Raw genomic sequence first — 21862 nt, 5'->3', positions numbered from 1 at the left:
GGCAGAAAATTTCAGATACCGGGCGAGTGAGCAACTTCCAGTTGTTTTTACCGCCCTCGGCGAAAGCTAGCGCTGCGCTGCCAAAGCCTCGAAGCTTGCATGCCCGCTGCGGCTTAGAAGGAGAAAGGGCTGCACAATCCTGTACGCGCCGAACACCGCAGCAGAAACTTCCGAGCGCAACCTGGAAAACGCCCGATTCTGCGATTGCGCCCCGCCAATACGACAGCCCCCTGCGGGGCGCGATGCCTAAGATAGGATCAGCGCAACGGCATGGGTGACTGCCGAAGCCCGGTCTGCCGCGCCGAATCGAGCAACGAGACGGCAGAGCCGAATCTCAGTTTCGATCATCCGATCTGTGCGCGCCGATCCACTTATCGACGCACGCCGACACGGTCTTGCAGCTCGCCAGCAGCGTTCGCAGCAAAGCCGTAACAACAACAGGTTTGAGGCCAGGAGAACAGAATGCCGGCTCCCTTGATCACCATGCAGTCCAGCCCGGAGCTGCCGCAAAGCGCCGACGTCGTCGTCATCGGCGGCGGCATCATCGGCGTATGCGCCGCCTATTACATGGCCCGCCAGGGCATGAGCGTTGCCCTGGTCGAGAAGGGTCGTATCGGCGCCGAGCAGTCCAGCCGCAACTGGGGCTGGTGCCGCCAGCAGAACCGCGACGCCCGCGAACTGCCGCTGTCGACCAAGAGCCTCGCACTCTGGGAGGAGATCAGCGCCGAGCTCGGCGAAGACCTCGGTTTCCGCCGCTGCGGGCTGTTCTACCTGTCGGACAACCAGGCCGAGCTGGACGGCTGGGCCAAGTGGCGCGACTTCGCCATCACCCAGGGCGTCACCACCCACATGCTGAGCAGCGCCGAAGCCACGGAGCGCGGCGCGCCCACCGGCAAGCCCTGGCTGGGGGGGGTGTTCTCGCCCTCCGACGGCATCGCCGATCCGGCGCGAGCGGCACCCTTGATCGCCAAGGGCGTGCTCAAGCATGGCGGCACCATCCATCAGTACTGCGCCGCCCGTGGCGTCGAGACAGAGGCAGGCCGGGTAGCGGCGGTCATCACCGAGAAGGGCGTGATCAAGACCCGCCAGGTGGTGATGGCCGGCGGTGCCTGGGCCTCCTCCTTCTGCGCGCAACTGGGCATTCGCTTTCCCCAGGCTTCGGTGCGCTCCTCCATCCTCTCGGTCATGCCGGGCGTCCAGGGAATTCCCGATGCGCTGCACACCAGCGAGGTGACCGTCACGCGGCGTGGCGACGGCGGCTATACCCTGGCCATTTCCGGGCGCGCCTGCGTGGATCCGACGCCACAACAACTGCGCTTCTCCTCGTACTTCCTGCCGATGTTCGCCAAGCGCTGGCAGATGCTCTCCCCCGGCGATCTGCAGGGTTGGCAGTACGGACACGAGACGCGCCGCAAATGGGCGCTCGACCGGCCTACGCCGATGGAGCGCGTGCGCATCCTCGATCCGCGCCCGTCGGAATCGATCCTGCGCGATACCCTGGCCCGCGCCCGCCGCCTGTTGCCCGCACTGGGCAGCGTGCCGGTTCAGGCCGGCTGGGCCGGTTATATCGACAGCACCCCCGATGGCGTGCCGGTCATCGACGAAGCGCAGAACCTGCCGGGCTTCATCCTGGCCGCCGGCTTCTCCGGCCACGGCTTCGGCATCGGCCCCGGCGCCGGGCGCCTGATCGCCGAACTGGTGCAGGGACAGACCCCGTTCGTGGACCACACCCAGTACAGCCTGGCCCGACTGAACAAGGGCGTGTGGGGCAAGGTCTCGGAGTTCTGACAGCCTCTGGGCCCCGGCGGGAGCTCCGCTCCCGCCTTCCCTTCGTTATTGAACGAGCCGCTCGAAGCTCCAAGCGCGTATCGCCCCGCATCAGCGACGCGGTCCTCCCTCTTCTGCTACTCGGTCCGCTTGCTTGAGCCTGCGCGCCGCTCGAAATAATTGCGCCGCGCACCAAACGATAAGGCGCCTGCACGCGGTCAGCGCGCAGGCGCCAAGCACTATGGCTTATTTGACCACGTACAGCTTGCGCACATAGACGTTGCTTTCCCAGGCACACGGCGTGCCCTGGGCCACGAATACCGTATCGCCGGTGTTGACCTTCAGCTCGACGCCGTCGGCCAGTTGCAGGGTGACGCTGCCTTCGATCAGATGCATCAGCTCATGCACCTTGTGCGGACGGGCGTGGCGCGTGTAGGGCGTCGAATCCCACACGCCGATCAGCAGATTGTTGGCGCCGTCGGCGAAGGCATTGTGCGAGCGGCATTGCGGAGCGGGGCCGATGAGGATCTGCGCATCCGGCCCCTGCGAGGGATTCAGCGCCGCGCGACGGTCGAGCGGAGTCAGACCGGGCTTGCGCTCGCCCCCCTGGCTCAGCGCGCAGAACGCCCAGAGGCTGCCAGCCTGCGCCTGCACGCGCAGCGCCGTGCCACGGCCGATCACCACGCTGTCGCCGACACCCAGCTCGAGCGTCTGCTGTTCGTCCTGCAGGCTGACCTTTCCGGCATGCACCACCAGCATTTCGGTGTAGGGGTAGTCCTCGACCACCAGCTCTGCGCTGGCCTGGACGATGCCGGCGCTGATGCCGTCATCCCCCCGATAGGCCACCTGGCGGACGTTGCCGAAGGGATCGGACGCTCCCAGGGCGGCGGGGGTAAAAGCAGCGGCAGGAGTGCCGTCGGCAAGCGCCAGCAGCGAAGCGATAGGGTGTGACATCGATGGAATCTCCAAGGGTGAACGAGTCGACGAGGCGAGCGGCGAAGCGCTCCTGAGGGACTAGAAAAACGACTGGGCAGCGGCTCGCTGCGCTGCCCAGCCAGGCCTCCATGCTAGGAAATATCGCCCGATATTTGCTGCCGACTTGCCGCCTCGCTTGAGCATTAGCTGCGGCCGTTCACGCCAAAACTTATGCAATCCACCGAATTGATCCGGGCCTCTTGCCAGCCGCCATTTGCTACTGAGATATAGCCACCGCGCTCGGGCAAGAACGGGTCGCGATCCTCGCCGTCCATCGCCGCTGCAAGCTGTGGCGATGGTCGAACAGGCCTGCATTCTCCCGCATCGAGCCGGAGCGATTCATCTGAGTTGCCGTAAGAGCGTTGTCCGCCGGGCGGGCAATGAACACTAATAAGATCAATGGAGTACTCCATGAACGCCCTTAAACCGAGCTGTCTTGCCCTGGCGATAACCGCCATTTCCCCACTGGCCGTAGCTGGCCAACAAGAAGCCAATGGCTTTATCGAAGACAGCAGCCTCACCCTGCTCAACCGCAACTTCTACATGAACCGCGACTTCCATGATGGCGGCAGCAACAGCCAGGGCAGCAACGGTGCGAAGCCAGCCAGCGAACGCAACGGCTATCGCGAGGAATGGGCGCATGGCGCCATCCTCAACTTCACCTCCGGCTTCACCCAGGGCACGGTCGGCCTCGGCGCCGATGCCTTCGCCTACGGCGGGATCAAGCTGGACAGCGGCCGCGGCCGCGTCGGCAACGGCCTGCTGCCGATCAGCAACAACGGGACTGCCGACGCCGAAGTGCCGGACGCCTACGGCGAGATCGGCGGCGCGGTGAAGATGCGCGTCTCCTCCACCGTACTGAAATACGGCGAACAGCGCCCGACCGCCCCGGTGTTCGCCATGGGCGACAACCGCCTGCTGCCGGAGGTGGCCACCGGTTTCCAGCTGTCGAGCAATGAGTTCGCTAGGTTGCCCTTCGAGGCGGGCCACTTCACCGCCTACAACGGCCGGAACTCGACCAACTCCGACGACGGGCTGTTCACCAGCTACGCGGGTATCGAAGCAGACAGCGTCAGTTTCCTGGGCGGCACCTACAAGATCAGCGACAACCTCAGCCTGATGGCCTACGCCAGCAGGGCCGAAGAGATCTGGCGCCAGTACTTCGGCAGCGTCGCCTACGTCCTCCCGCTGGCCGACAAGCAGGCGCTGGACTTCCGTCTGGTCGCCTACAAGACCAGCGACGAAGGCCAGGCCCGCGCCGGCGAGCTGGACTCCACCAGTTGGTCGGCCAAGGCCGGCTACGCCTTCGGCCCGCACAAGCTGACTGTCGCATATCAGAAGATCGGCGACGAAACCTTCGACTTCATCGGCGTCGACTCGATCTGGCTGGCCAACTCGGTGCAGTACGCCGAATTCAACCGCCCTAATGAGCGGTCTGTCCAGGTCCGCTACGACCTCAATATGGCCGACTTCGGTGTGCCGGGCCTGACCCTGATGACCCGCTACATCAAAGGCGACCAGATCGACTTCACCAAGGCCGACCCGAACGGTGCCTACTTCCGCGCCGGGGTCGACGACGAGAAGCGCTGGGAGCGCGATGTGGAAGCCAAATACGTGGTTCAGTCGGGCTCGGCCAAGGACCTGTCCTTCCGCCTGCGCCAGGCCACCTACCGTTCCAGCTCGTTCGACAAAGGCACCGATGAGGTCCGCCTAATCGTCGAGTACCCGCTGAGCATCCTGTAAGCGCAGTCATCGCTTCGCTCTGCCAAGGACGGCCGATTCTTTTGCAGGCATCCTCCACGCTCCCTTGCCTTCAGACGCCCAACCGGGCGTCTTTTTTTGCCAAGCGATAAGCGCCCGCTCGCCCCCCTCGGCGAGGAAACTGAGCCCGGTATTTGCTGCCGCTGCGCACCCCCGCACGAGCAATAACTGTGGCCGCGCAAGCCTTCACTTGGCGAATCTACCGAATTGCTCCACGCCTATTGTCAGCTCCCGGCGCAGGTGGGATACAGACTCCATCGACCGCGCCGTCGAAGCCGCGCGGCCCTGCCATGGAGACCCATCATGCCCGCCCCGAACCCGCCCTATACCTATCGCCCCATGACAGCCGCCGACGTGCCGGCCGCCCATGCCTTGTCGGTGAAGCTGAAGTGGCCGCATCGCCTGGAGGACTGGGCCATGCTGCAACGCGTCGCCGAAGGTTTCGTGGTGGAAGATGCCGGCCAGCTGATCGGCACCGCCTTCGCCTGCCCGCAAGGCGTCTACGCCACCATCGGCCTGGTCATCGTCAGCGACGACTATCAGGGCAAAGGCATCGGCCGCCGGCTGATGGAGCAGGCCCTGCAGGCCTGCGGCGCGGCGACCGCGGTGCTCAACGCCACCCTCGCCGGCGTGCCGCTGTATGCCAGCCAGGGCTTTGTCGAATTCGGCCGGATCAACCAGCACCAGGGGCAGGTACAGCCTCTGCCCCACCCCGCCCTGGCGGCTGACGAACGCATGCGAAACGCCGCAGCCGGCGACTGGCCCCGGCTTCTGGAGCTGGCCAAGGCCGGCAGCGGCCTGGACAGAACCCGCGTATTCGACGACCTGCACGATGCGATCGAACGGACGCTGATCCTCGAGCGTGACGGCCAGTCGTGCGCCTTCGCCATGCTACGCGCCTTCGGCCGCGGCCACGTTATCGGCCCGATTGTCGCGCAGACCGCCGAGCAGGCCAGAAGCCTGATCGCCGAGTTGCTGGCCGAGCTTCCGGGGGCCTTCGTGCGCCTGGATATCCAGGCCGACAGCGGGCTCGGCGAGTGGCTCAGCGCCGTGGGCCTGCAACAGGTCGACAGCGTCGCGCAGATGGCCCGCGGCACGCCGCCCCAGACCGTCGGCGGCGTCCAGCAGTTCGCTCTGGTGACCCAGGCCATTGGCTGAGCGGCACAATCCAACTTTCACTATGGAGTACGCATCATGGGCATAGGCGGCATCAGTATCTGGCAACTCCTGATCATCCTGTTGATCGTGGTCATGCTGTTCGGCACCAAGCGCCTCAAGGGCCTGGGCTCCGACCTCGGCGATGCGATCAAGGGCTTCAAGAAATCCATGGGCAACGATGATGACAAGCCGGCGGTGGATGAGCACAAGGGCCACACCATTGATGCCCAGGCGCGCAAGGTCGAAGAGCCGAGCAATAAGTATTAAAGGCCAGGCGCCATGTTCGATATAGGTTTTGCCGAGCTGCTGCTGGTCGGCCTGGTCGCCCTGCTGGTGCTCGGCCCCGAGCGCCTGCCCGGGGCCGTGCGCACGGCCGGTCTGTGGATCGGCCAGCTCAAACGCAGCTTCAGCGCGATCCAGGCCGAGGTGGAACGCGAGATCGGCGCCGACGAAATCCGCCGTCAGCTGCATAGCGAGCAAATCCTCGAACTCGAGCGCGAGATGAAGGCCATGAAGCAGGACATCCTCGCGCCCATGCCGACCTCGGACACCGGCAACAGCGCCGAAACCACGCCCACTGCTGCGGAACCAACTAGTCAGGACAAGACCGAACGCCCATGAACCGACTCCCGGACAGCGACCAGGAAATGCCCCTGGTCTCGCACCTGACCGAGCTGCGCAAGCGCGTGCTGCGCAGCGTCGTGGCCGTGCTGCTGCTGTTCGCCGGCCTGTTCTACTTCTCCCAGGACATCTACGCGTTAGTCGCCGCGCCGCTGCGCGCCTACCTGCCCGCAGGCGCGACCATGATTGCCACCGGGGTCGCCTCGCCCTTCCTGACCCCGTTCAAGCTGACCCTGATGGCCGCCCTGTTCCTGTCGATGCCGATCATCCTGCAGCAGATCTGGAGCTTCATCGCACCGGGCCTGTACCAGCACGAGAAGCGCATCGCCGTGCCGCTGCTGGTTTCCAGCATCCTGCTGTTCTACGGCGGCATGGCCTTCGCCTATTTCGTGGTGTTCCCGATCATGTTCGGCTTCTTCGCCAGCGTCACCCCCGAAGGCGTGGCGATGATGACCGACATCGGCCAGTACCTGGACTTCGTCCTGACCCTGTTCTTCGCCTTCGGCGTGGCCTTCGAGATCCCGGTGGCGACCTTCCTGCTGATCTGGGTCGGCCTGGTCGACGTCGCCACCCTGCGCAAGAGCCGTCCCTACGTCATCGTCGGCTGCTTCGCCGTGGGTATGGTACTGACCCCGCCGGACGTGTTCTCCCAGACCCTGCTGGCCGTGCCGATGTGGCTGCTGTTCGAGGCCGGGGTGTTCTGCGGCAGCCTGGTCAAGCGCCGCGCCGAGCACGAGGAGGACGCCGTCGCGGACCGCGCCGAGGCCGAGGCGAGAGCCGAAGACCCGTCCCTCGCACCGCAGCCGTGAACCTGCTGCTCAGGGACGGCGCCTCAGCAGCTGCGCGAGGGGCATCGCGCCGTGGCCGGCGGACAGCCAACGGGTCTTCAACCTCACGGGCCTGATGTGCCGGGGCGCCTAAAGTAGCGAACAGTCCGCAGAGCCGGCCATGCCGGACCTGCGTTCTTCCTACATCCGTCTGTGGACTGCTTCGCGCGCACGCCCTAGGGATCGGTCCCGCCAGCGGCCCCCTGGCTACTCGTTATATCCCCCACTAGGTCTACAACTTCATATCGACAGACACGTACGCCGAACGGCCAGGCGCTGGCGAGAACATGGGCTGGTCGTCGCCGCCCCAGAAGAAGTTGTCGAACCATACGTACTCGTACTCGCGATTCGTCAGATTCTTCAGTTGCAGGTCGAGGCTGGTGGTGGCGGAAAGCTGGTAGCGCACGTTGGCGTCCAGCACGGCGTAGCCGCCGTACTTGCCCTGCTCGTTCAGCGAGTCGATGTAGTAGTCGCCTTGCGCGCGGCCCTGGACGCCGAAGCGCCAGGCATGGTTGAACTGATAGTCGGCGCCGACGTTGCTGATGTAGCGCGGGGTGTGAAACACCTCCTTACCGGCCAGCGACTGGCCGCCAGAGGTGAAGGCGCTGACCACCTTGGCCTCCTGAACGGCGTGCGAGGCCCATACCGTCCACTGCTCGTCCAGCTGTGCGGTGAGCTGCATGTCGATACCGCGTCTCCTGGTCTCGCCGAGGCCGACGGTGGTGCCGGTGCTGGGCATGTTGGCCACTTCGTCGGTGGCGTCCTGCTGCCAGACGGCGAAACGCGCCTCGGCGCCGCTGAAGAGCTTGAATTTCACGCCCAGCTCCTTGCCGGTGTTGATCGACGGACTGAAGGCCGCCTGGCCGGCCGTGAGGTAGGCCGGCGCGGTGGAGCCTGTGAGAATCTGGAAGGAACGCCCCCAGTTGGCATAGACGTTGACGTCCGGCGTGACGCTGTACACCAGGCTCAGCTTGGGCTGCTCGATCCAGCCGTAGTCCTGCAGCTCGGCCCTCACCTCGTTCGGCAGCTCGGTGTTCCCGGAGAACTTGTCCACCCGCATGGCCGGGATGATCTTCAGCGACTCGATGGGCTGGATGATCGCCTGGGCATAGGCACCGGTGTTGTACAGGGTGTAGTTGTCGTCGTTCTGCGTGCGCGCCGGGGTGGCGTCGAAGTCGGTGGGGATGCCGAAATTGTAGCGAAAGCGCCGGTACTCGTTGTGCTGCTGCTCGTAGTTGAGGCCACCGTCGAGGGTGAGCATGTCATGCGCGCGCCAGGTGAGGTTGCTCAGCACGCCGGTCTGGCGTTCCTGCCACTGGCGGCGCTGGCGCGGCGCGTTGCCGACCGGGAGGCTGGTGAAGGTGATGGTGCGGTCGTCGTCGTAGCTGTTGAAGTACAGCTTGTTGCTCAGGCTCAGGTCGTCGCTGAGCTGGAAGTCGGCGTGTACGCCGAGGTGCTTCATGTCGCGGTCGTCGCCATCGTTGGCATTCTTCGCCGGCGACTGGGTACGGCTGGCGGCCAGTTCCTGCGCGGTGAGAAAGCCCGGCTCCTCGGCCTGGTGATGATAGAGACGGGCGACCAGGCCGACTTTCATCGTCTCGGAAGGAGCCGTCACGAACCACTTGCCGCCCAGCGAATACTTGTTGGACTGGCTGTGATCGCGAAAGCCATCGGAGTCCTGCTTGGCCAGGAAATAGTTCTGCGCGAACAGGCCTTGCTCATGGCCTACGGCCAATTGCAACTCGCGCGTGTCGAAGCTGCCGTAAGTCAGGCGGCCATCGGTGTAGTTGCCGCCCTGGCGGGTGGCGAAGTTGATGTTGCCGCCGATGTTGTGCAGGCCATAGCGCGGGTCGTTGGTGCCGCGCACCACCTCGATATAGTCGATCTCCAGCGGGAAAATCATGTCGATGAAGCGCTGGTTGCCGCTGTTGACGTTGCTCGGGATGCCGTCGATCAGAGTCTTGATGCCGTTGATATAGCCCTCGCCGTTGAAGGCGCGGAAGGTGGCCTTACCGGACTCGGCGCCCATCCGCGTCTCGGTCAGCTGGATGCCAGGCATCTGCCCCAGCAACTCCCAGCTGTTCATCACCTGCTTATCTTCGATCTTGTCGCTGCCCAGGATGTCGACCGAGGTCAGGATGCTGTCGGTGCGCAGCGCGCCGCTGCGCCCGGCTGTGACGTACACCTCGCCTAGCGAGATGGTGGAGTTGCCGGAGGGGGCAGCGTATAGGTCAGCAGTGGTCAGCGCTGACACTACAGCGAGGGAGGCCGATGTGGCTTTCATGATTGTTCCTAGTGTTTCGGTTTCTTGAGGGTTTCGATTGGTTTCAGGCGGGCAAAGAGTGTTGTTGTTCCGGACTAAGATGTGATCGAGCGATGGAGTTGGAGTTGCGCAAAACACCAGTGCTGCTTGCCGCTGAGGAGACCCAGCATCGTCACCCAATAATTTATGTTATATCGTAACATTTACTTTGTGATCGACACAGTACCAGTTCATGCCTGCCTGGGTTGGCGCAGAGTGCGCGAAACGGGAGCAGGGGCGAGTTTTTCATAGGAACCCTTGGACCCGTGTGCCATGTCATTTGCCCACTACGGTCGGAGATCTCAAGACGACAATGCGCCGCAAAGCCTGGCCGCCGGGCTGATCGTGCCTGCATCGGGGCGCCCCGCCTGGTGCATTCACTTTCCCTCATAAGCCGCTGACGGCGGGGGAACCGTTACACTGATACCCCTACTCCTGGTCTGGTGCCAGATAGATGGCTCTGGCGCTTCGCCAGCCCAGATGCAAGTCCAGCCCCTGTCGCGTCATGCAGCGCAACGAGGACCGATATGAGAAGCCACCTTGAGCAAAGCGATATCCCCGAGTCCAAGAGCCTCTGTGAAGGAATCTTTCACCACGCCTCCCATCGGCCGCCGGCGGTGACGGCATGATCGAGGTCACCGAGGTTTCCATTGCCGAACTGCGCGCTGCGCTCGAATCGGGACAGACGACAGCGGTCGAGCTGGTCCAGGCCTATCTCGCCCGGATCGACGCCTACGACGGCCCGGACACGCCCACCGCCCTCAACGCGGTCGTGGTACGCAACCCCGATGCCCTCAAGGAGGCCCAGGATTCCGATGCCCGTCGGGCCAGAGGCGCCACCCTCGGCACGCTCGATGGCATCCCCTATACGGCCAAGGACAGCTACCTGGTCAAGGGGCTCACGGCCGCCTCCGGCAGTCCCGCGTTCGCCAAGCTGATCGCCTACCGCGATGCCTTCACGGTGGAACGGCTGCGCGCGGCCGGGGCGATCTGCCTGGGCAAGACCAATATGCCGCCCATGGCCAACGGCGGCATGCAGCGCGGGGTATACGGCCGGGCGGAGAGCCCGTACAACGCCGACTACCTCACCGCCCCCTTCGCCTCAGGCTCCTCCAACGGCGCGGGTACCGCCACCGCGGCCAGCTTCGCGGCATTCGGCCTCGCCGAGGAAACCTGGTCGAGCGGACGGGGCCCGGCCTCGAACAACGGCCTGTGTGCCTATACGCCGTCGCGCGGGGTGATCTCGGTACGCGGCAACTGGCCCTTGACCCCGACGATGGACGTGGTCGTGCCGTTCGCCAGAACCATGGCGGACCTGCTCGAGGTGCTCGACGTGGTGGTGGCGGAGGACCCCGACACCCGGGGCGACCTGTGGCGGATGCAACCCTGGGTGCCCATTCCCAGCGTGGCCTCGGTGCGTCCCGCCGACTATGCCGGGCTTGCGGCGAATGCCGAGGCACTGGCCGGCAAGCGCTTCGGCGTGCCGCGCATGTACATCAACGCCGACCCCGAAGCCGGCACGGCCGAGGCGCCGGGTATCGGCGGCCCGACGGGGCAGCGAATCCACACCCGCCCCTCGGTGATCGAGCTATGGCAAGCGGCTCGCCGGGCACTCGAAGGCGCCGGCGCCGAGGTGGTCGAGGTCGACTTCCCGCTGGTCTCCAACTGCGAGGGCGATCGCCCGGGCGCGCCGACCGTGTTCACCCGCGGCCTGGTGTCCAAGGAGTTCCTGCATCATGAGCTGTGGGACCTGACGGCCTGGGCCTTCGATGATTTCCTGCAGGCCAACGGCGATCCCAAGCTGAATCGCCTGGTCGACGTGGACGGACCGCAGATCTTCCCCCATGACCCGGGCACCCTGCCGAACCGCGAGGGGGACCTCGCCGCCGGCATGGACGAATACGTGCGCATGGCCGAGCGCGGCATCACCCCCTGGGACCAGATCGCCACGCTGCCCGACGGCCTGCGCGGGCTGGAGCAGACCCGTCGCATCGACCTCGAGGACTGGATGGCGCGGCTGGGGCTCGATGCGGTGATCTTCCCCACCGTCGCCGACGTCGGGCCGGCGAACGCCGACGTCGACCCACAGTCCGCGGACATCGCCTGGAGCAACGGCGTCTGGGTCGCCAACGGCAACCTCGCCATCCGCCACCTGGGCGTTCCGACGGTCACCGTGCCGATGGGCGTCATGGCGGACATCGGCATGCCCGTCGGGCTGACCTTCGCCGGTCGGGCCTATGACGATTCGGCGCTGCTGCGCTTTGCCTCGGCGTTCGAGTCGATCGGCAGCAAGCGCTTGATCCCGCCGCGTACGCCGCCGTTGAACAGCGGCCAGCCCTAGCAAAAGGCGGGATTGGCACCGAACCAGCGTCAATCCCGCCGTGGCCTGCCAAACCGGCCGGCCGGATTACGCCCGGGTGGCTGTGCGCAGCCCTGGCTCTCTCGACTCGAGGGCCGCAATCTTGTTCAGCCGATGCGTGCCGCCCCAGCGAGTCAGCTGGCGATTTTTCCCTCGCCGCCGGGCTGCGGTTGGCCGCGGGTCTTGTACAGCGACAGCAGCACGCCGCCGACCAGCAGGCCGAGGGTGACGCTCAGAGATATCGCCGGCGGAATCTTTCCGATGATGCCGACCAGGAAGATCTTCGCGCCGATAAACACCAGGACCAGCGCCAGGGCGTACTTCAGGTAGGCGAATCGATGGATCAGCGCCGCCAGGGCGAAGTACAGGGCGCGCAGGCCGAGCACGGCAAAGATGTTCGAGGTATAGACGATGAACGGATCCTGGGTGATGGCGAAGATCGCCGGCACGCTGTCCACCGCGAACACCAGATCGGCGCACTCGATCAGGATCAGTGCCAGGAACAGCGGCGTCACCCACAGCACGGACTTGCCACTGGCGTCTGGCTGGCGGACGAAGAAACGGTGCTCATGCAGGCGGTCGGTGACCCGCAGGTGCTTGCGCAGGAACCTGACCAGCAGGTTGCCTTCCAGGTTGGGGTGAGCGTCCAACTTGGCGAACAGCATCTTCACCCCGGTAAAGACCAGGAACGCACCGAAGAAGTAGAGAATCCAGCTGAACTGATAGATGAGCGCGGCACCCAGACCGATCATGATGGCGCGCAGCACGATCACGCCCAAGATCCCCCAGAACAGCACCTTGTGCTGGTACTGACGGGGGATAGCCAGGAAGCTGAAGATCATCGCCATGAGGAACACGTTGTCCATCGACAGCGACTTCTCGACGAGAAAACCGGTGAGGTAGTCCATGCTGGCATCGCCGCCCTTCTGGAAATACACCCATAGGCCGAACAGCAGGCCGGCACAGATGTAGCCGGCGGACAGTAGCAGGCTCTCGCGCACGCCGATTTCGCGGTTGTCGCGGTGCAGTACACCGAGGTCAAAGGCCAGCAGCGATACCACTACCGTGAGGAAGACCAGCCACAACCATGCGGCCGTGCCGAGGAAGTCGGCGAAGAGAAACGTTTCTAGGGCGGTCATGAGCCCCTCCTGTCAGTCGAAGTTGTACAGACTGTGATTCCGACATCGCGGTGCAAACCGCCAGAGGGGCCCGGCTTCACGCCGCAAACCCTAAAAAAACCCGAAAAACGCTCAACTGGCGAGGTATTGCAGGGTGTTGCCGCCGGCCATCGGCGCTTCGCCCGCGCCGATGGCCGGCGGCCGCGCTCGTGATAATGGAATGAGGAGACAATGCGCAGCGATGGCTACCCCGGCGACTGCCGGGGTAGCACTGCCGGGGCCAGCCCCCTGCACGAACACACCCGCTCAGGCCACCTCCAGGGCGGTCTCCTGCTCGGCGAGGTAGAGGTGCCAGGCTTCGGGCTCCAGGGGGTTCAGCGCGGTATCCACATAGTGATAGCGCTGCGGGATGCCATCACCACTCAGGAACAGGCGCAGATGAACCCGGGACTTCGGGATGCAGGGCGCCGTCGGCACCTCGATCCAGCAACAGACGGCCTTGCCGATCGGCATGTACTCGGATTTGAGCACCTGGTAACCCTGCGCAAGGTCGAGTTGCAGGCCATCGCTGTCGAATGGAATCACGTATTTATGCACGGTCTTCATGGTGTTCGGCTCCAAGTGGATTCGCGTCCAACCTAGCCGCCCCATCCATATCGATCCAATCGTTTTTCTAACCCCTATGCATTGGTTTTCAGCAATGCTTCGGCCTGGGCAACGAAGTGCAGGAAGGCATCGGCCACCGGCGACAGCGGCTTGCTGCGCCAATGCACGAGGTACCAGCGGTTGGCGATCGGGAAATGCTCCACATCAAGCTCCACCAGGTTGCCAGGCGCGGTGTGAACCAAGGTGTGTCGCGACAGGATGGCAATTCCCAGTCCGGCTGCGACCGACTCCTTGATCGCTTCATTGCTCTCGATCGTCATATAGGTTCTTAGCGTCCAGTCGAAACGGGCGAAATGTTGCTCTATCGCCCGGCGCGTCCCCGACCCGGCTTCACGGCTGATAAAGGGTTGATCGGCCAGGTCTGCCCAGCTCAGCCGCGCGCGAGCGGCCAGCGGATGGCGCGCCGGCGCGATAACCACCAGCGGGTTGTCTGCCAGTGGTATCGAGAGGATATCCGGCTGCTCGGGCGGCTGGCTGAACACATAGAGGTCGTCGAGATTGGCCTGCAGACGACGAATCACCTCGGAACGGTTGGCGATGTTGAACTGCACCTCGACATCGGGGTAGGTCTTGCAGAAGGGGCCCAGCAGGCGGGGCACCAGATACTTGGCCGTGGTCACCGCCCCCAGGCACAGCTGCCCGGCGGTCAGGCCGCGCAGTTGGCCGAGGCGCATGTCCAGGCGGTCAAGAGCGGCGAACAACTCACGGGTGCCTTGCAAGACCTCGCGCCCGGCATTGGTCAGAAACAGGCGCTTGCCGATCCGCTCGAACAGGGCCATACCCAAGGCCAGCTCCAGCTTGCCGAGTTGCGTCGATACCGAAGGCTGCGCGAGATGCAGGGCATGGGCCGCCTCGGTGACGCTGAGTCGCTCGGCCACCGCACGGAATACCTCCAGCTGGCGAAAGGTCGTCTGGCGGGTATGAAAACGTGTCCGTTCCATTGCTCAAGATCGATGATGTTTCAACCAGATGTTAAGAGCCGCTATGCATGCTAGTTCTCAGCATAGTCGCGCCCTCGACGGACGCGACCCCGGCGCCCCCCCTGAAGCGCCAGGTCACCAGGTGCAACTGGCCTTTCTCCATCGCAAGACGCACGGAAACAGGACCGTGCAAGGGGGCGAGAGTCAGCGCCGATCGAACGCGGCGCCTATGGACCGCAGACCGAACCGAGGCCTGGCACTGCCGAGGACGCCTGGCAGGCCGAGCGGCGGGTCGCATGTGCCCGCGGCGGGGACGAACGACTAGGCTTGCTGATGACTGCAAGAGCCGCGCGAAGACATCAGCTGTCGCGGCGACAGAGGGGCTGCTCGTGGAATCTGTTCAATTCGATATCGACGCGGTACTCCAGCGCCTGCTGGACGAGACCTACGGCCTGCTGAGCGCCCTGCCGCTGTTGCTCCTGGCCCTGCTGGTGGTTTGGCTGGCCTGGCTGGTCGGGCGCTGGCTGTCGCAGCGCACCCTGCTCGAGCGCCTGGCCAAGCGCAATCCCTTCCTGCGCGAGCTGGCACGCACCACGGCACAGTGGGCGGTGACCTCGGTCGGGGTGCTGGTGGCCCTGGAGATCATGGATGCCACCTCGCTGGTCGGCGCCGTGCTGGGCACCGCCGGGGTGCTCGGCGTGGCCCTGGGCTTCGCCTTTAAGGAAACCCTGGAGAATTACCTGGCCGGCATCCTAATGAGCATCCGCCAGCCCTTCTCGCCGCGCGACCATGTGGTGATAGACGGCAACGAGGGCCTGGTGATCGCCCTGACCTCACGGGCAACCATCCTGATGACCCCGGATGGCAATCACCTGCGCCTGCCCAACGCCCTGGTGTTTCGCAGCGTCACCCTCAACTACACGCGCAACCCCAGCCGGCGCTTCGAGTTCGACGTCGGCCTGGGCGGTGACCAAGACCTGCTGCTGGCCCAGCAGCTCGGTGTCGAGCGACTCAGGCAGCTGGACGGCGTCATGCAGTCGCCGCCACCGCGCGCCTTCATCAGCCACCTGGGGGATTCCAACGTACAAGTGCGCTATCACGGTTGGGTGGATCAGCGCAGCCACGACTTCCTGATGGTCAGGAGCGAAGCCATGCGCCAGGTCACCGCAGCCCTGGACGAGGCCGGCATGGACATGCCCGAGCCCATCTACCGCCTGCACGTCCACGAGCGTGCCGAGGCCGTGGCGCCGAGCCGCAAGCCGTCCCCGGCGACTGCGGCACAGGCAGACACTCGGGTGATCACCGACCTGGTAGAGCAGATCGAGCAGGAGCAGCACGCCCGCGACGAGGAGGACCTGCTCGATCCGGGCGCGCCGAAGGAATGAACGGCAACTGCGGGGATATGCGGGGCAAGAGTACAGCTACAGAATGCGGCCCTGACCCGCTGCTGTGCCAGGTCTGGCTCAGCGCGGCGCGGCCAGCCTGTTCACCTCGCGCTGCACCATGCTGGCGTATTCCGGCGGCGACAGCTCGCCCAGTTGGCCGCGCAACCACTCCCCCCACTTGCCCTTGCGCTTGCTCTTCTCGGCGAACAGACGTGCCGCATCGGCCTTGGCGCGCTGCAGGTTGTTCTGCCACAGCTCGAACAGGCGGGCTTTTTCCGCCTCCGCCACATCGCGCTCTGCCGCGGGTTTGTCTGCCAGGTTGTAACTCATCGGGCACTCCAGCCGGTGGAAAAAAGCCGCGCATTCTACGCACTTTTCCCCACTCGACCAGCGTTAGCTACCGGAGCCGGAGGACCAGTCGTCGGCCGGCCCGGCCTGCATCTGCACCTCGACCACCAGGTCGGTCTTCTCCCCGGACGCGGGCTGGCCGGTCAGCGCGCCGATCATCGCCCACTGCTGGTCGAGCTCGCCGCTGATCTGCGCCAGATGGTCGATCATGCGCTGCCCTGCGCGCTGGCTGGAGGGGTCGCCGCTACGCATCAGCTCGAACGACATCTGCGCCAAGGCGGCCGTCAGGTGGGTCATGCTGCGTGCGGTGAGGCTGAGTAACTCGGCGAGTTGGCTGTCTTTCGTATCCATACGATTTCTCCTTGGCCTGGGCCATGCGCATCTAGGCTAGCCGGAAAACGGAACGAACGTCACAGATCTCCAGAGGAACCTCGTTTATTTCGCCGCACCGATGCCAGGTGTCGGCGCATGCAGTCGGGCTGTTGTCACCTCTACCATAGCTAGTCGCCGCTCAACTCGCGTAGACGCCGCTCGAGAAACCTGCGGTCCGGGGCCTGTTGGGACAGCGCCAGGGCCTGTCGATAGGCGTCGCGCGCCTGCGTTGTCTGCCCCAGGCGCCGATGCAGGTCGGCCAGGGCGGCATGGGCCAGATGATAGTCGGTCAGCTCGCCGCGCTGCAGTATGGCCTCGATCTGCGCCAGACCGGCCCGGGGACCGTCGCGCATGGCCAGGGCCACCGCCCGATTGAGCTCGATCACCGGCGAGGGCGTGGCCTGCAACAGCGCGTCATACAGCCCAACTATCTGCGCCCAGTCGGTGGCCGCCATGCTCGGCGCCTCGGCATGCACCGCGGCGATGGCGGCCTGCAGGCTGTAGGGGCCGAAGCGCCGCGAGCGCAGGGCCTGCAGCACCAGCGCATCGCCCTCGGCGATCAGTGCGGCGTCCCACAGCGCACGATCCTGCTCCTCCAGCAGCACCGGCTCGCCACCGGTCGAGAGGCGCGCCGGGCAACGCGCCTCGTGCAGCAGCATCAGCGCCAGCAGGCCCATGACCTCGGGCTCGGGCAGCAACTCGAGCAGCAACCGCCCCAGGCGGATGGCCTCGGCCGACAGCTGACTGCGGGTCAGCGAGTCGCCGGAGCTGGCGAAGTAGCCCTCGTTGAACACCAGGTAGATCACCCGCAGCACCGCCTCCAGGCGCGCCGCCAGCTCGCCGCGGCCCGGCACCTCGTAGGGGATGCGCGCGTCGCGAATCTTCGCCTTGGCGCGGACGATACGCTGGGCCACCGTGCTCGGCGTGCTGAGGTAGGCGTGGGCGATCTGCTCGGTGGTCAGGTCGCAGACCTCGCGCAGGCACAGGGCCACCTGGGCATCGGCCGAGAGTGCCGGGTGGCAACAGGTGAAGATCAGCCGCAGACGGTCGTCCTCGACGCTCTCGGCCTCGTCGGCCGCCACGACGGCCATCGCCTCGTGCTGCTCGTCGAGGGCCTGGAAACGCCGCTGCCGGCGCAGGTTGTCGATCGCCTTGAAGCGCCCGGCCGAAACCAGCCAGGCGCGTGGGTTGGCCGGCACGCCAGCGCGCGGCCATTGCTCCATGGCGGCGCGGAAGGCCTCGTGCAGGGCCTCCTCGGCCAGGTCGAAGTCGCCCAGCAGGCGGATCAGGGTGGCCAGCACCCGTCGCGACTCGGCACGGTAGGTGTCATCGAGCAGAACACGTAGAGCCTCGTCCATTGCAGTCTCCGTTGCATCCGGGGCGCCTGCCGTCTGGGCCGCGCCCCTTGATTCGACCCTGTTCCGACAGGCTCGTTTGCCCTGCGCCGAGCCAGGCGACGGGCGTCAGTTCTTCAGCCGGTAGCCGCTCTTGAAGATCCAGCCGACGGTCAGCACGCACAGCAGCAGGAAGCCCAGGATCATCGCCAGGCTCAGGCCCACGCCGACGTCCGACACGCCGTAGAAGCTCCAGCGGAAGGCGCTGATCAGGTAGACCACCGGGTTGAACAGGGTCACCGTCTGCCACAGCGGCGGCAGCATGCCGATCGAGTAGAAGCTGCCGCCGAGGAAGGTCAGCGGCGTGACGATCAGCGCCGGGACTATCTGCAGCTTCTCCCAGCCGTCGGCCCAGACGCCGATGATGAAGCCGAACAGGCTGAAGGTCACCGCGGTGAGCACCAGGAAGGCCAGCATCCACACGGGATGGAGGATTTGGTAATCGACGAACAGCCGCGCCGTGGCCAGGATCACCAGGCCGAGGATGATCGACTTGGTGGCCGCCGCGCCGACGTAGCCGACGAGTATCTCCAGGTAGGACACCGGCGCCGACAGCAGCTCGTAGATGCTGCCGGAATACTTGGGCATGTAGATGCCGAAGGAGGCGTTGGAAATGCTCTCGGTGAGCAGCGCCAGCATGATCAGTCCCGGCACGATGAAGGCGCCGTAGCTGACCCCATGGACCTCGGTCATGCTGCTGCCGATGGCCGAGCCGAACACCACGAAGTACAGCGAGGTGCTGATCACCGGGGTGGCGATGCTCTGCAGCAGGGTGCGCCAGGTGCGCGCCAGCTCGAACAGGTAGATGGCCTTGATGGCATAGAGGTTCATGGGCGCGACTCCCGGTGCACCAGGTTGACGAAGATTTCCTCCAGGGAACTCTGGCTGGACTGCAGGTCCTTGAAGTCGATGCCGTGCTGGGCCAGGTCCTTGAGCAGCTCGGCGATGCCGGTGTGCTCGCGCTGGGCGTCGAAGGTGAACACCAGGGCATGGCCCTCGTCCGCCAGCTCCAGCGGATGGCTGTCCAGTTCCGCCGGAATGTTCGCCAGCGGCTGTTGCAGCTGCAGGGTCAGCTGCTTCTTGCCGAGCTTGTGCATCAGCACCTGCTTGTCTTCCACCAGGATGATCCGCCCCCGGCTGATCACCCCGATGCGGTCGGCCATCTCCTCGGCCTCCTCGATGTAGTGGGTGGTGAGGATGATGGTCACCCCGCGCGCGCGCAGGCCGCGGACCATGTTCCACATGTCGCGGCGCAGTTCCACGTCGACCCCGGCGGTGGGCTCGTCGAGAAACAGGATCTGCGGCTCGTGGGACAGCGCCTTGGCGATCATCACCCGGCGCTTCATGCCGCCGGACAGCTCCATGATCTTGGCGTCGCGCTTGTCCCACAGCGACAGGTCGCGCAACAGGCGCTCCAGATAGGCCGGATCGGGCTTCTTGCCGAACAGCCCGCGGCTGAACTTGACCGTGGCCCAGACCGTCTCAAACACGTCGCTGACCAGTTCCTGGGGCACCAGGCCGATCTGCGCACGGGCCGCGCGATAGTCCTCGATGATGTCGAACCCGCCGACCCGCACCGAGCCGCTGCCCGGGTTGACGATGCCGCAGATGATGCTGATCAGCGTGGTCTTGCCGGCGCCGTTGGGCCCGAGCAGGGCGAAGATCTCGCCCCGGCGGATGTCCAGGTCGATGTTCTGCAACGCCGGATGGCCGGAGGCGTAGGTCTTGTTCAGTTGCTGGATGGAGATCACCGGTTGCACGGCAGGTCCTTGGTGCGATGAGTCAGGGGCAGAGTGTAGGGAAACAGGGGTGGGGTCAGGCAAGTGCCATGCTCATCGAGCAGGCGGTGCGCAATCCATAGGATGGGTTAGCCGCACAGCGGCGTAACCCCTCTATCGATGGCTATCGCTGCGCCCAATCCACCCTACGCGCTAGGCCTGCTGCAGGTGCTCGGCCAGGAAATCGATCAGGCCACGTACCGCAGGCAGCAGGCCGCGGCGCGACGGGAACAGCGCATGCACCACCCCGCTACGCGGCGCCCATTGCGGCATGATGTCGAGCAGGCGGCCGGCCTGCAGGTCGCGCTCCACCACCATGCACGGCAGCTGTACCACGCCGACGCCGCGCAGCGCCGCGCGCCGCAGGATGGTCATGTCGTCGCTGATCAGCCGCGGCCGGTGGCGCACCTCGGCCGTGGCGCCATCCGGCCCCTCCAGGCACCAGCGATGATCCCGCGGCGGGCCCCAGTCCAGGCTGGGCAGGCCGCTGAGGTCGGCCGGTCGCAGGGGCAGTTCGAGACCGCGCAGGAACGCGGGACTGGCGACCAGCCGCTGCGGGCTGTCGCCCAGCACGCGCATCACCAGGTCGCTGCTGTCCAGCGGCGGGAAGCGCACCCGCAGCGCCAGGTCGAGGCCTTCGCCGATCACGTCGACGCGCCTGTTGGTGGCCTCCAGCTGCACCTGGACCTTGGGATGCTCGACCATGAAGCGGCTGACCAGGTCGCCGACCCGGTACTGCAACAGGGTGGTGGGACAGCTCATGCGCACCAGCCCCTGGGGTTCCGAGCGGGTGCGCTCGATGGCCTCGCGCGCGGCCTGCGCCTCGACCAGCATGGCCAGGCAGTGACGGTGATACTCCTGGCCGATCTCGGTGACCGAGAAGTGCCGGGTCGAACGCTGCAGCAGGCGCACGCCGAGACGCTCCTCGAGCAGGGCGATGCGCCGGCTGAGCTTGGATTTCGGTGTGTTCAGCGCCCGGCCCGCCGGGGCGAAACCGCCGTGTTCGACTACCTGGGCGAAGTAGTACAGGTCGTTGAGATCGTCCATCGGTGTTCTCCAAATAGAACACTGAGACTAATTTATCCGGTCTACCGCACCAAGCGTCGCACTCCTATGGTGTCTCCATGCACCAGAGGAGGCACCGCATGAAAAAGGTTCTCGGTCTCTACGGCAGCCCCAGGCCGCACTGGGTCGGCGACGGCTTTCCGGTTCGCTCGCTGTTTTCCTACGACAGCCTGGGCCAGCACATCAGCCCCTTCCTCCTGCTCGACTATGCCGGCCCCCACGACTTCGTCCCCGCGCAGCACCCACGCGGCGTCGGCCAGCACCCGCATCGCGGCTTCGAGACGGTGACCATCGTCTACCAGGGCGAGCTGGAACACCGCGACTCGACCGGCAGCGGCGGCCTGATCGGCCCCGGCGACGTGCAGTGGATGACGGCGGCCTCGGGCATCCTGCACGAGGAGTATCACTCCGCCGCCTTCACCCGGCAGGGCGGCACCCTGGAGATGGTGCAGCTGTGGGTCAACCTGCCGGCCCGGGACAAGCGCGCCGCACCCGGCTACCAGACCCTCCTGAACCAGGACATCCCCCGCATTCCGCTCGCCGGCGGCGCCGGTTCCCTGCGCCTGATCGCCGGGCGGTTCGCCGGCCGGCAGGGGCCCGCGCGCACCTTCACGCCGATGGATGTCTGGGACCTGCGCCTGAATGCCGGCAAGCCGCTGAGCCTGCCGCTGGCCGAGGGCCGCAACGGCGCCCTGATCGTGCTCCACGGCAGCGTGCGGGTGAACGGCGACCAGCGGGTCGGCGAGGCGCAGATGGCGCTGCTCGATGCGGCCGGCGACGAACTGCACCTGGAGGCCGACAGCCAGGCGCTGGTGCTGCTGCTCAGCGGCGAGCCCATCGACGAGCCGGTGGTCGGCTACGGCCCCTTCGTGATGAACAGCGAGGCCGAGATCGCCCAGGCGGTCGAGGACTTGCGCAACGGCTCGTTCGGCCAGCTACCCGCCTAACGGTCCTGCACCAGCGGTCCCAACGCCTAGTCTGACTAGTCCGGCTCACAGGGACCCGTGACCCTCTCCTAGACCCCGAGCGCCGGAAACGGCCAGGGT

General features: G+C 65.6%; 21 protein-coding genes. 9 read left to right on the top strand and 12 right to left on the bottom strand.

What is annotated here, in order from left to right:
- Nucleotides 1-462 precede the first annotated feature (462 nt).
- Nucleotides 463-1788, top strand: coding sequence for an NAD(P)/FAD-dependent oxidoreductase (locus tag SBP02_RS05200; RefSeq protein WP_318645334.1), 1326 nt, complete (start codon nt 463-465; stop codon nt 1786-1788).
- 225 nt (nt 1789-2013) lie between these two features.
- Here the strand turns inward: SBP02_RS05200 and SBP02_RS05195 are convergent, their stop codons facing one another.
- Together SBP02_RS05195 and SBP02_RS05190 are read right to left on the bottom strand one after the other, a co-directional pair.
- Nucleotides 2014-2721: a cupin domain-containing protein gene (locus SBP02_RS05195; protein ID WP_318645333.1), complete on the bottom strand. Its 708-nt coding sequence runs from the start codon at nt 2719-2721 to the stop codon at nt 2014-2016.
- 164 nt (nt 2722-2885) lie between these two features.
- Nucleotides 2886-3155: a hypothetical protein gene (locus SBP02_RS05190; protein ID WP_318645332.1), complete on the bottom strand. Its 270-nt coding sequence runs from the start codon at nt 3153-3155 to the stop codon at nt 2886-2888.
- Here SBP02_RS05190 and SBP02_RS05185 point away from each other — a divergent pair.
- The 5 genes from SBP02_RS05185 to tatC all read left to right on the top strand — a co-directional run bounded on the left by SBP02_RS05185 (nt 3154) and on the right by tatC (nt 7091).
- Nucleotides 3154-4485: an OprD family porin gene (locus SBP02_RS05185; protein ID WP_318645331.1), complete on the top strand. Its 1332-nt coding sequence runs from the start codon at nt 3154-3156 to the stop codon at nt 4483-4485. The genes SBP02_RS05190 and SBP02_RS05185 overlap by 2 nt on opposite strands.
- A 321-nt stretch (nt 4486-4806) precedes the next feature.
- Nucleotides 4807-5661, top strand: a complete 855-nt coding sequence (locus tag SBP02_RS05180; protein ID WP_318645330.1) for a GNAT family N-acetyltransferase — start codon at nt 4807-4809, stop codon at nt 5659-5661.
- 36 nt (nt 5662-5697) lie between these two features.
- Entirely contained in the window at nt 5698-5928 is a 231-nt protein-coding gene (tatA, locus tag SBP02_RS05175) for a twin-arginine translocase TatA/TatE family subunit (RefSeq protein ID WP_318645329.1), read from the top strand.
- 12 nt (nt 5929-5940) lie between these two features.
- Complete coding sequence (gene tatB, locus SBP02_RS05170; RefSeq protein WP_318645328.1) at nt 5941-6282, top strand: Sec-independent protein translocase protein TatB; 342 nt, start codon at nt 5941-5943, stop codon at nt 6280-6282.
- Complete coding sequence (tatC, locus tag SBP02_RS05165) at nt 6279-7091, top strand: twin-arginine translocase subunit TatC (RefSeq protein WP_318645327.1); 813 nt, start codon at nt 6279-6281, stop codon at nt 7089-7091. Before tatB ends, tatC begins: the two co-directional genes overlap by 4 nt.
- 250 nt (nt 7092-7341) lie before the next feature.
- Here tatC and SBP02_RS05160 read toward each other — a convergent pair whose 3' ends face one another.
- Nucleotides 7342-9393, bottom strand: coding sequence for a TonB-dependent receptor (locus SBP02_RS05160; protein WP_318645326.1), 2052 nt, complete (start codon nt 9391-9393; stop codon nt 7342-7344).
- Nucleotides 9394-10036: 643 nt separating this feature from the next.
- On the opposite strand from SBP02_RS05160, the gene SBP02_RS05155 reads away from it, so the two are divergent.
- Nucleotides 10037-11752, top strand: coding sequence for an amidase (locus SBP02_RS05155; protein WP_318645325.1), 1716 nt, complete (start codon nt 10037-10039; stop codon nt 11750-11752).
- A gap of 152 nt (nt 11753-11904) precedes the next feature.
- On the opposite strand, the gene SBP02_RS05150 is transcribed toward SBP02_RS05155, so the two are convergent.
- From SBP02_RS05150 to SBP02_RS05140, 3 genes are all read right to left on the bottom strand, one after another.
- Nucleotides 11905-12909, bottom strand: a complete 1005-nt coding sequence (locus SBP02_RS05150; RefSeq protein ID WP_318645324.1) for a TerC family protein — start codon at nt 12907-12909, stop codon at nt 11905-11907.
- Nucleotides 12910-13194: 285 nt separating this feature from the next.
- Nucleotides 13195-13494 carry a DUF7352 domain-containing protein gene (locus tag SBP02_RS05145; RefSeq protein WP_318645323.1) on the bottom strand — a complete coding sequence of 100 codons (300 nt, stop codon included), beginning with the start codon at nt 13492-13494 and terminating at the stop codon, nt 13195-13197.
- A 74-nt stretch (nt 13495-13568) separates the two neighbouring features.
- Entirely contained in the window at nt 13569-14495 is a 927-nt protein-coding gene (locus tag SBP02_RS05140) for a LysR family transcriptional regulator (RefSeq protein ID WP_318645322.1), read from the bottom strand.
- Nucleotides 14496-14863: 368 nt separating this feature from the next.
- On the opposite strand from SBP02_RS05140, the gene SBP02_RS05135 reads away from it, so the two are divergent.
- Nucleotides 14864-15859, top strand: coding sequence for a mechanosensitive ion channel family protein (locus tag SBP02_RS05135; protein WP_318645321.1), 996 nt, complete (start codon nt 14864-14866; stop codon nt 15857-15859).
- Between the two features lie 78 nt (nt 15860-15937).
- Here SBP02_RS05135 and SBP02_RS05130 read toward each other — a convergent pair whose 3' ends face one another.
- The 6 genes from SBP02_RS05130 to SBP02_RS05105 form a co-directional block, all read right to left on the bottom strand.
- Nucleotides 15938-16189 (bottom strand): hypothetical protein, encoded by a 252-nt coding sequence (locus SBP02_RS05130; RefSeq protein WP_318645320.1) that lies wholly within the window; start codon nt 16187-16189, stop codon nt 15938-15940.
- 63 nt (nt 16190-16252) lie between these two features.
- Nucleotides 16253-16558, bottom strand: coding sequence for a hypothetical protein (locus SBP02_RS05125; RefSeq protein WP_318645319.1), 306 nt, complete (start codon nt 16556-16558; stop codon nt 16253-16255).
- A 149-nt stretch (nt 16559-16707) separates the two neighbouring features.
- A complete protein-coding gene (locus tag SBP02_RS05120) occupies nt 16708-17937 on the bottom strand; it encodes an RNA polymerase sigma factor (protein ID WP_318645318.1) in 1230 nt (409 codons plus the stop codon).
- Nucleotides 17938-18042: 105 nt separating this feature from the next.
- Nucleotides 18043-18804 carry an ABC transporter permease gene (locus tag SBP02_RS05115; protein WP_318645317.1) on the bottom strand — a complete coding sequence of 254 codons (762 nt, stop codon included), beginning with the start codon at nt 18802-18804 and terminating at the stop codon, nt 18043-18045.
- A complete protein-coding gene (locus tag SBP02_RS05110) occupies nt 18801-19733 on the bottom strand; it encodes an ABC transporter ATP-binding protein (protein WP_318645316.1) in 933 nt (310 codons plus the stop codon). Before SBP02_RS05110 ends, SBP02_RS05115 begins: the two co-directional genes overlap by 4 nt.
- Before the next feature lie 171 nt (nt 19734-19904).
- The gene (locus SBP02_RS05105; RefSeq protein WP_318645315.1) at nt 19905-20798 is read right to left on the bottom strand and encodes a LysR family transcriptional regulator; all 894 of its coding nucleotides are present in this window, start codon (nt 20796-20798) and stop codon (nt 19905-19907) included.
- A gap of 98 nt (nt 20799-20896) precedes the next feature.
- Between SBP02_RS05105 and SBP02_RS05100 the strand changes: the two genes are divergently transcribed.
- Entirely contained in the window at nt 20897-21763 is an 867-nt protein-coding gene (locus SBP02_RS05100; RefSeq protein ID WP_318645314.1) for a pirin family protein, read from the top strand.
- Nucleotides 21764-21862 lie beyond the last annotated feature (99 nt).

Origin of the sequence: Pseudomonas benzenivorans (genome assembly GCF_033547155.1) — a bacterium.
GTDB lineage: Bacteria > Pseudomonadota > Gammaproteobacteria > Pseudomonadales > Pseudomonadaceae > Aquipseudomonas > Aquipseudomonas benzenivorans_B.
This window is presented reverse-complemented; position numbering and strand designations above follow the sequence as displayed.

Coding starts and splice junctions, on each gene's coding strand:
- SBP02_RS05200 (WP_318645334.1), top strand. CDS start 463: ATGCCGGCTCCCTTGATCACCATGCAGTCCAGCCCGGAGCTGCCGCAA.
- SBP02_RS05195 (WP_318645333.1), bottom strand. CDS start 2,721: ATGTCACACCCTATCGCTTCGCTGCTGGCGCTTGCCGACGGCACTCCT.
- SBP02_RS05185 (WP_318645331.1), top strand. CDS start 3,154: ATGAACGCCCTTAAACCGAGCTGTCTTGCCCTGGCGATAACCGCCATT.
- SBP02_RS05190 (WP_318645332.1), bottom strand. CDS start 3,155: ATGGAGTACTCCATTGATCTTATTAGTGTTCATTGCCCGCCCGGCGGA.
- SBP02_RS05180 (WP_318645330.1), top strand. CDS start 4,807: ATGCCCGCCCCGAACCCGCCCTATACCTATCGCCCCATGACAGCCGCC.
- tatA (WP_318645329.1), top strand. CDS start 5,698: ATGGGCATAGGCGGCATCAGTATCTGGCAACTCCTGATCATCCTGTTG.
- tatB (WP_318645328.1), top strand. CDS start 5,941: ATGTTCGATATAGGTTTTGCCGAGCTGCTGCTGGTCGGCCTGGTCGCC.
- tatC (WP_318645327.1), top strand. CDS start 6,279: ATGAACCGACTCCCGGACAGCGACCAGGAAATGCCCCTGGTCTCGCAC.
- SBP02_RS05160 (WP_318645326.1), bottom strand. CDS start 9,393: ATGAAAGCCACATCGGCCTCCCTCGCTGTAGTGTCAGCGCTGACCACT.
- SBP02_RS05155 (WP_318645325.1), top strand. CDS start 10,037: ATGATCGAGGTCACCGAGGTTTCCATTGCCGAACTGCGCGCTGCGCTC.
- SBP02_RS05150 (WP_318645324.1), bottom strand. CDS start 12,909: ATGACCGCCCTAGAAACGTTTCTCTTCGCCGACTTCCTCGGCACGGCC.
- SBP02_RS05145 (WP_318645323.1), bottom strand. CDS start 13,494: ATGAAGACCGTGCATAAATACGTGATTCCATTCGACAGCGATGGCCTG.
- SBP02_RS05140 (WP_318645322.1), bottom strand. CDS start 14,495: ATGGAACGGACACGTTTTCATACCCGCCAGACGACCTTTCGCCAGCTG.
- SBP02_RS05130 (WP_318645320.1), bottom strand. CDS start 16,189: ATGAGTTACAACCTGGCAGACAAACCCGCGGCAGAGCGCGATGTGGCG.
- SBP02_RS05125 (WP_318645319.1), bottom strand. CDS start 16,558: ATGGATACGAAAGACAGCCAACTCGCCGAGTTACTCAGCCTCACCGCA.
- SBP02_RS05120 (WP_318645318.1), bottom strand. CDS start 17,937: ATGGACGAGGCTCTACGTGTTCTGCTCGATGACACCTACCGTGCCGAG.
- SBP02_RS05115 (WP_318645317.1), bottom strand. CDS start 18,804: ATGAACCTCTATGCCATCAAGGCCATCTACCTGTTCGAGCTGGCGCGC.
- SBP02_RS05105 (WP_318645315.1), bottom strand. CDS start 20,798: ATGGACGATCTCAACGACCTGTACTACTTCGCCCAGGTAGTCGAACAC.
- SBP02_RS05100 (WP_318645314.1), top strand. CDS start 20,897: ATGAAAAAGGTTCTCGGTCTCTACGGCAGCCCCAGGCCGCACTGGGTC.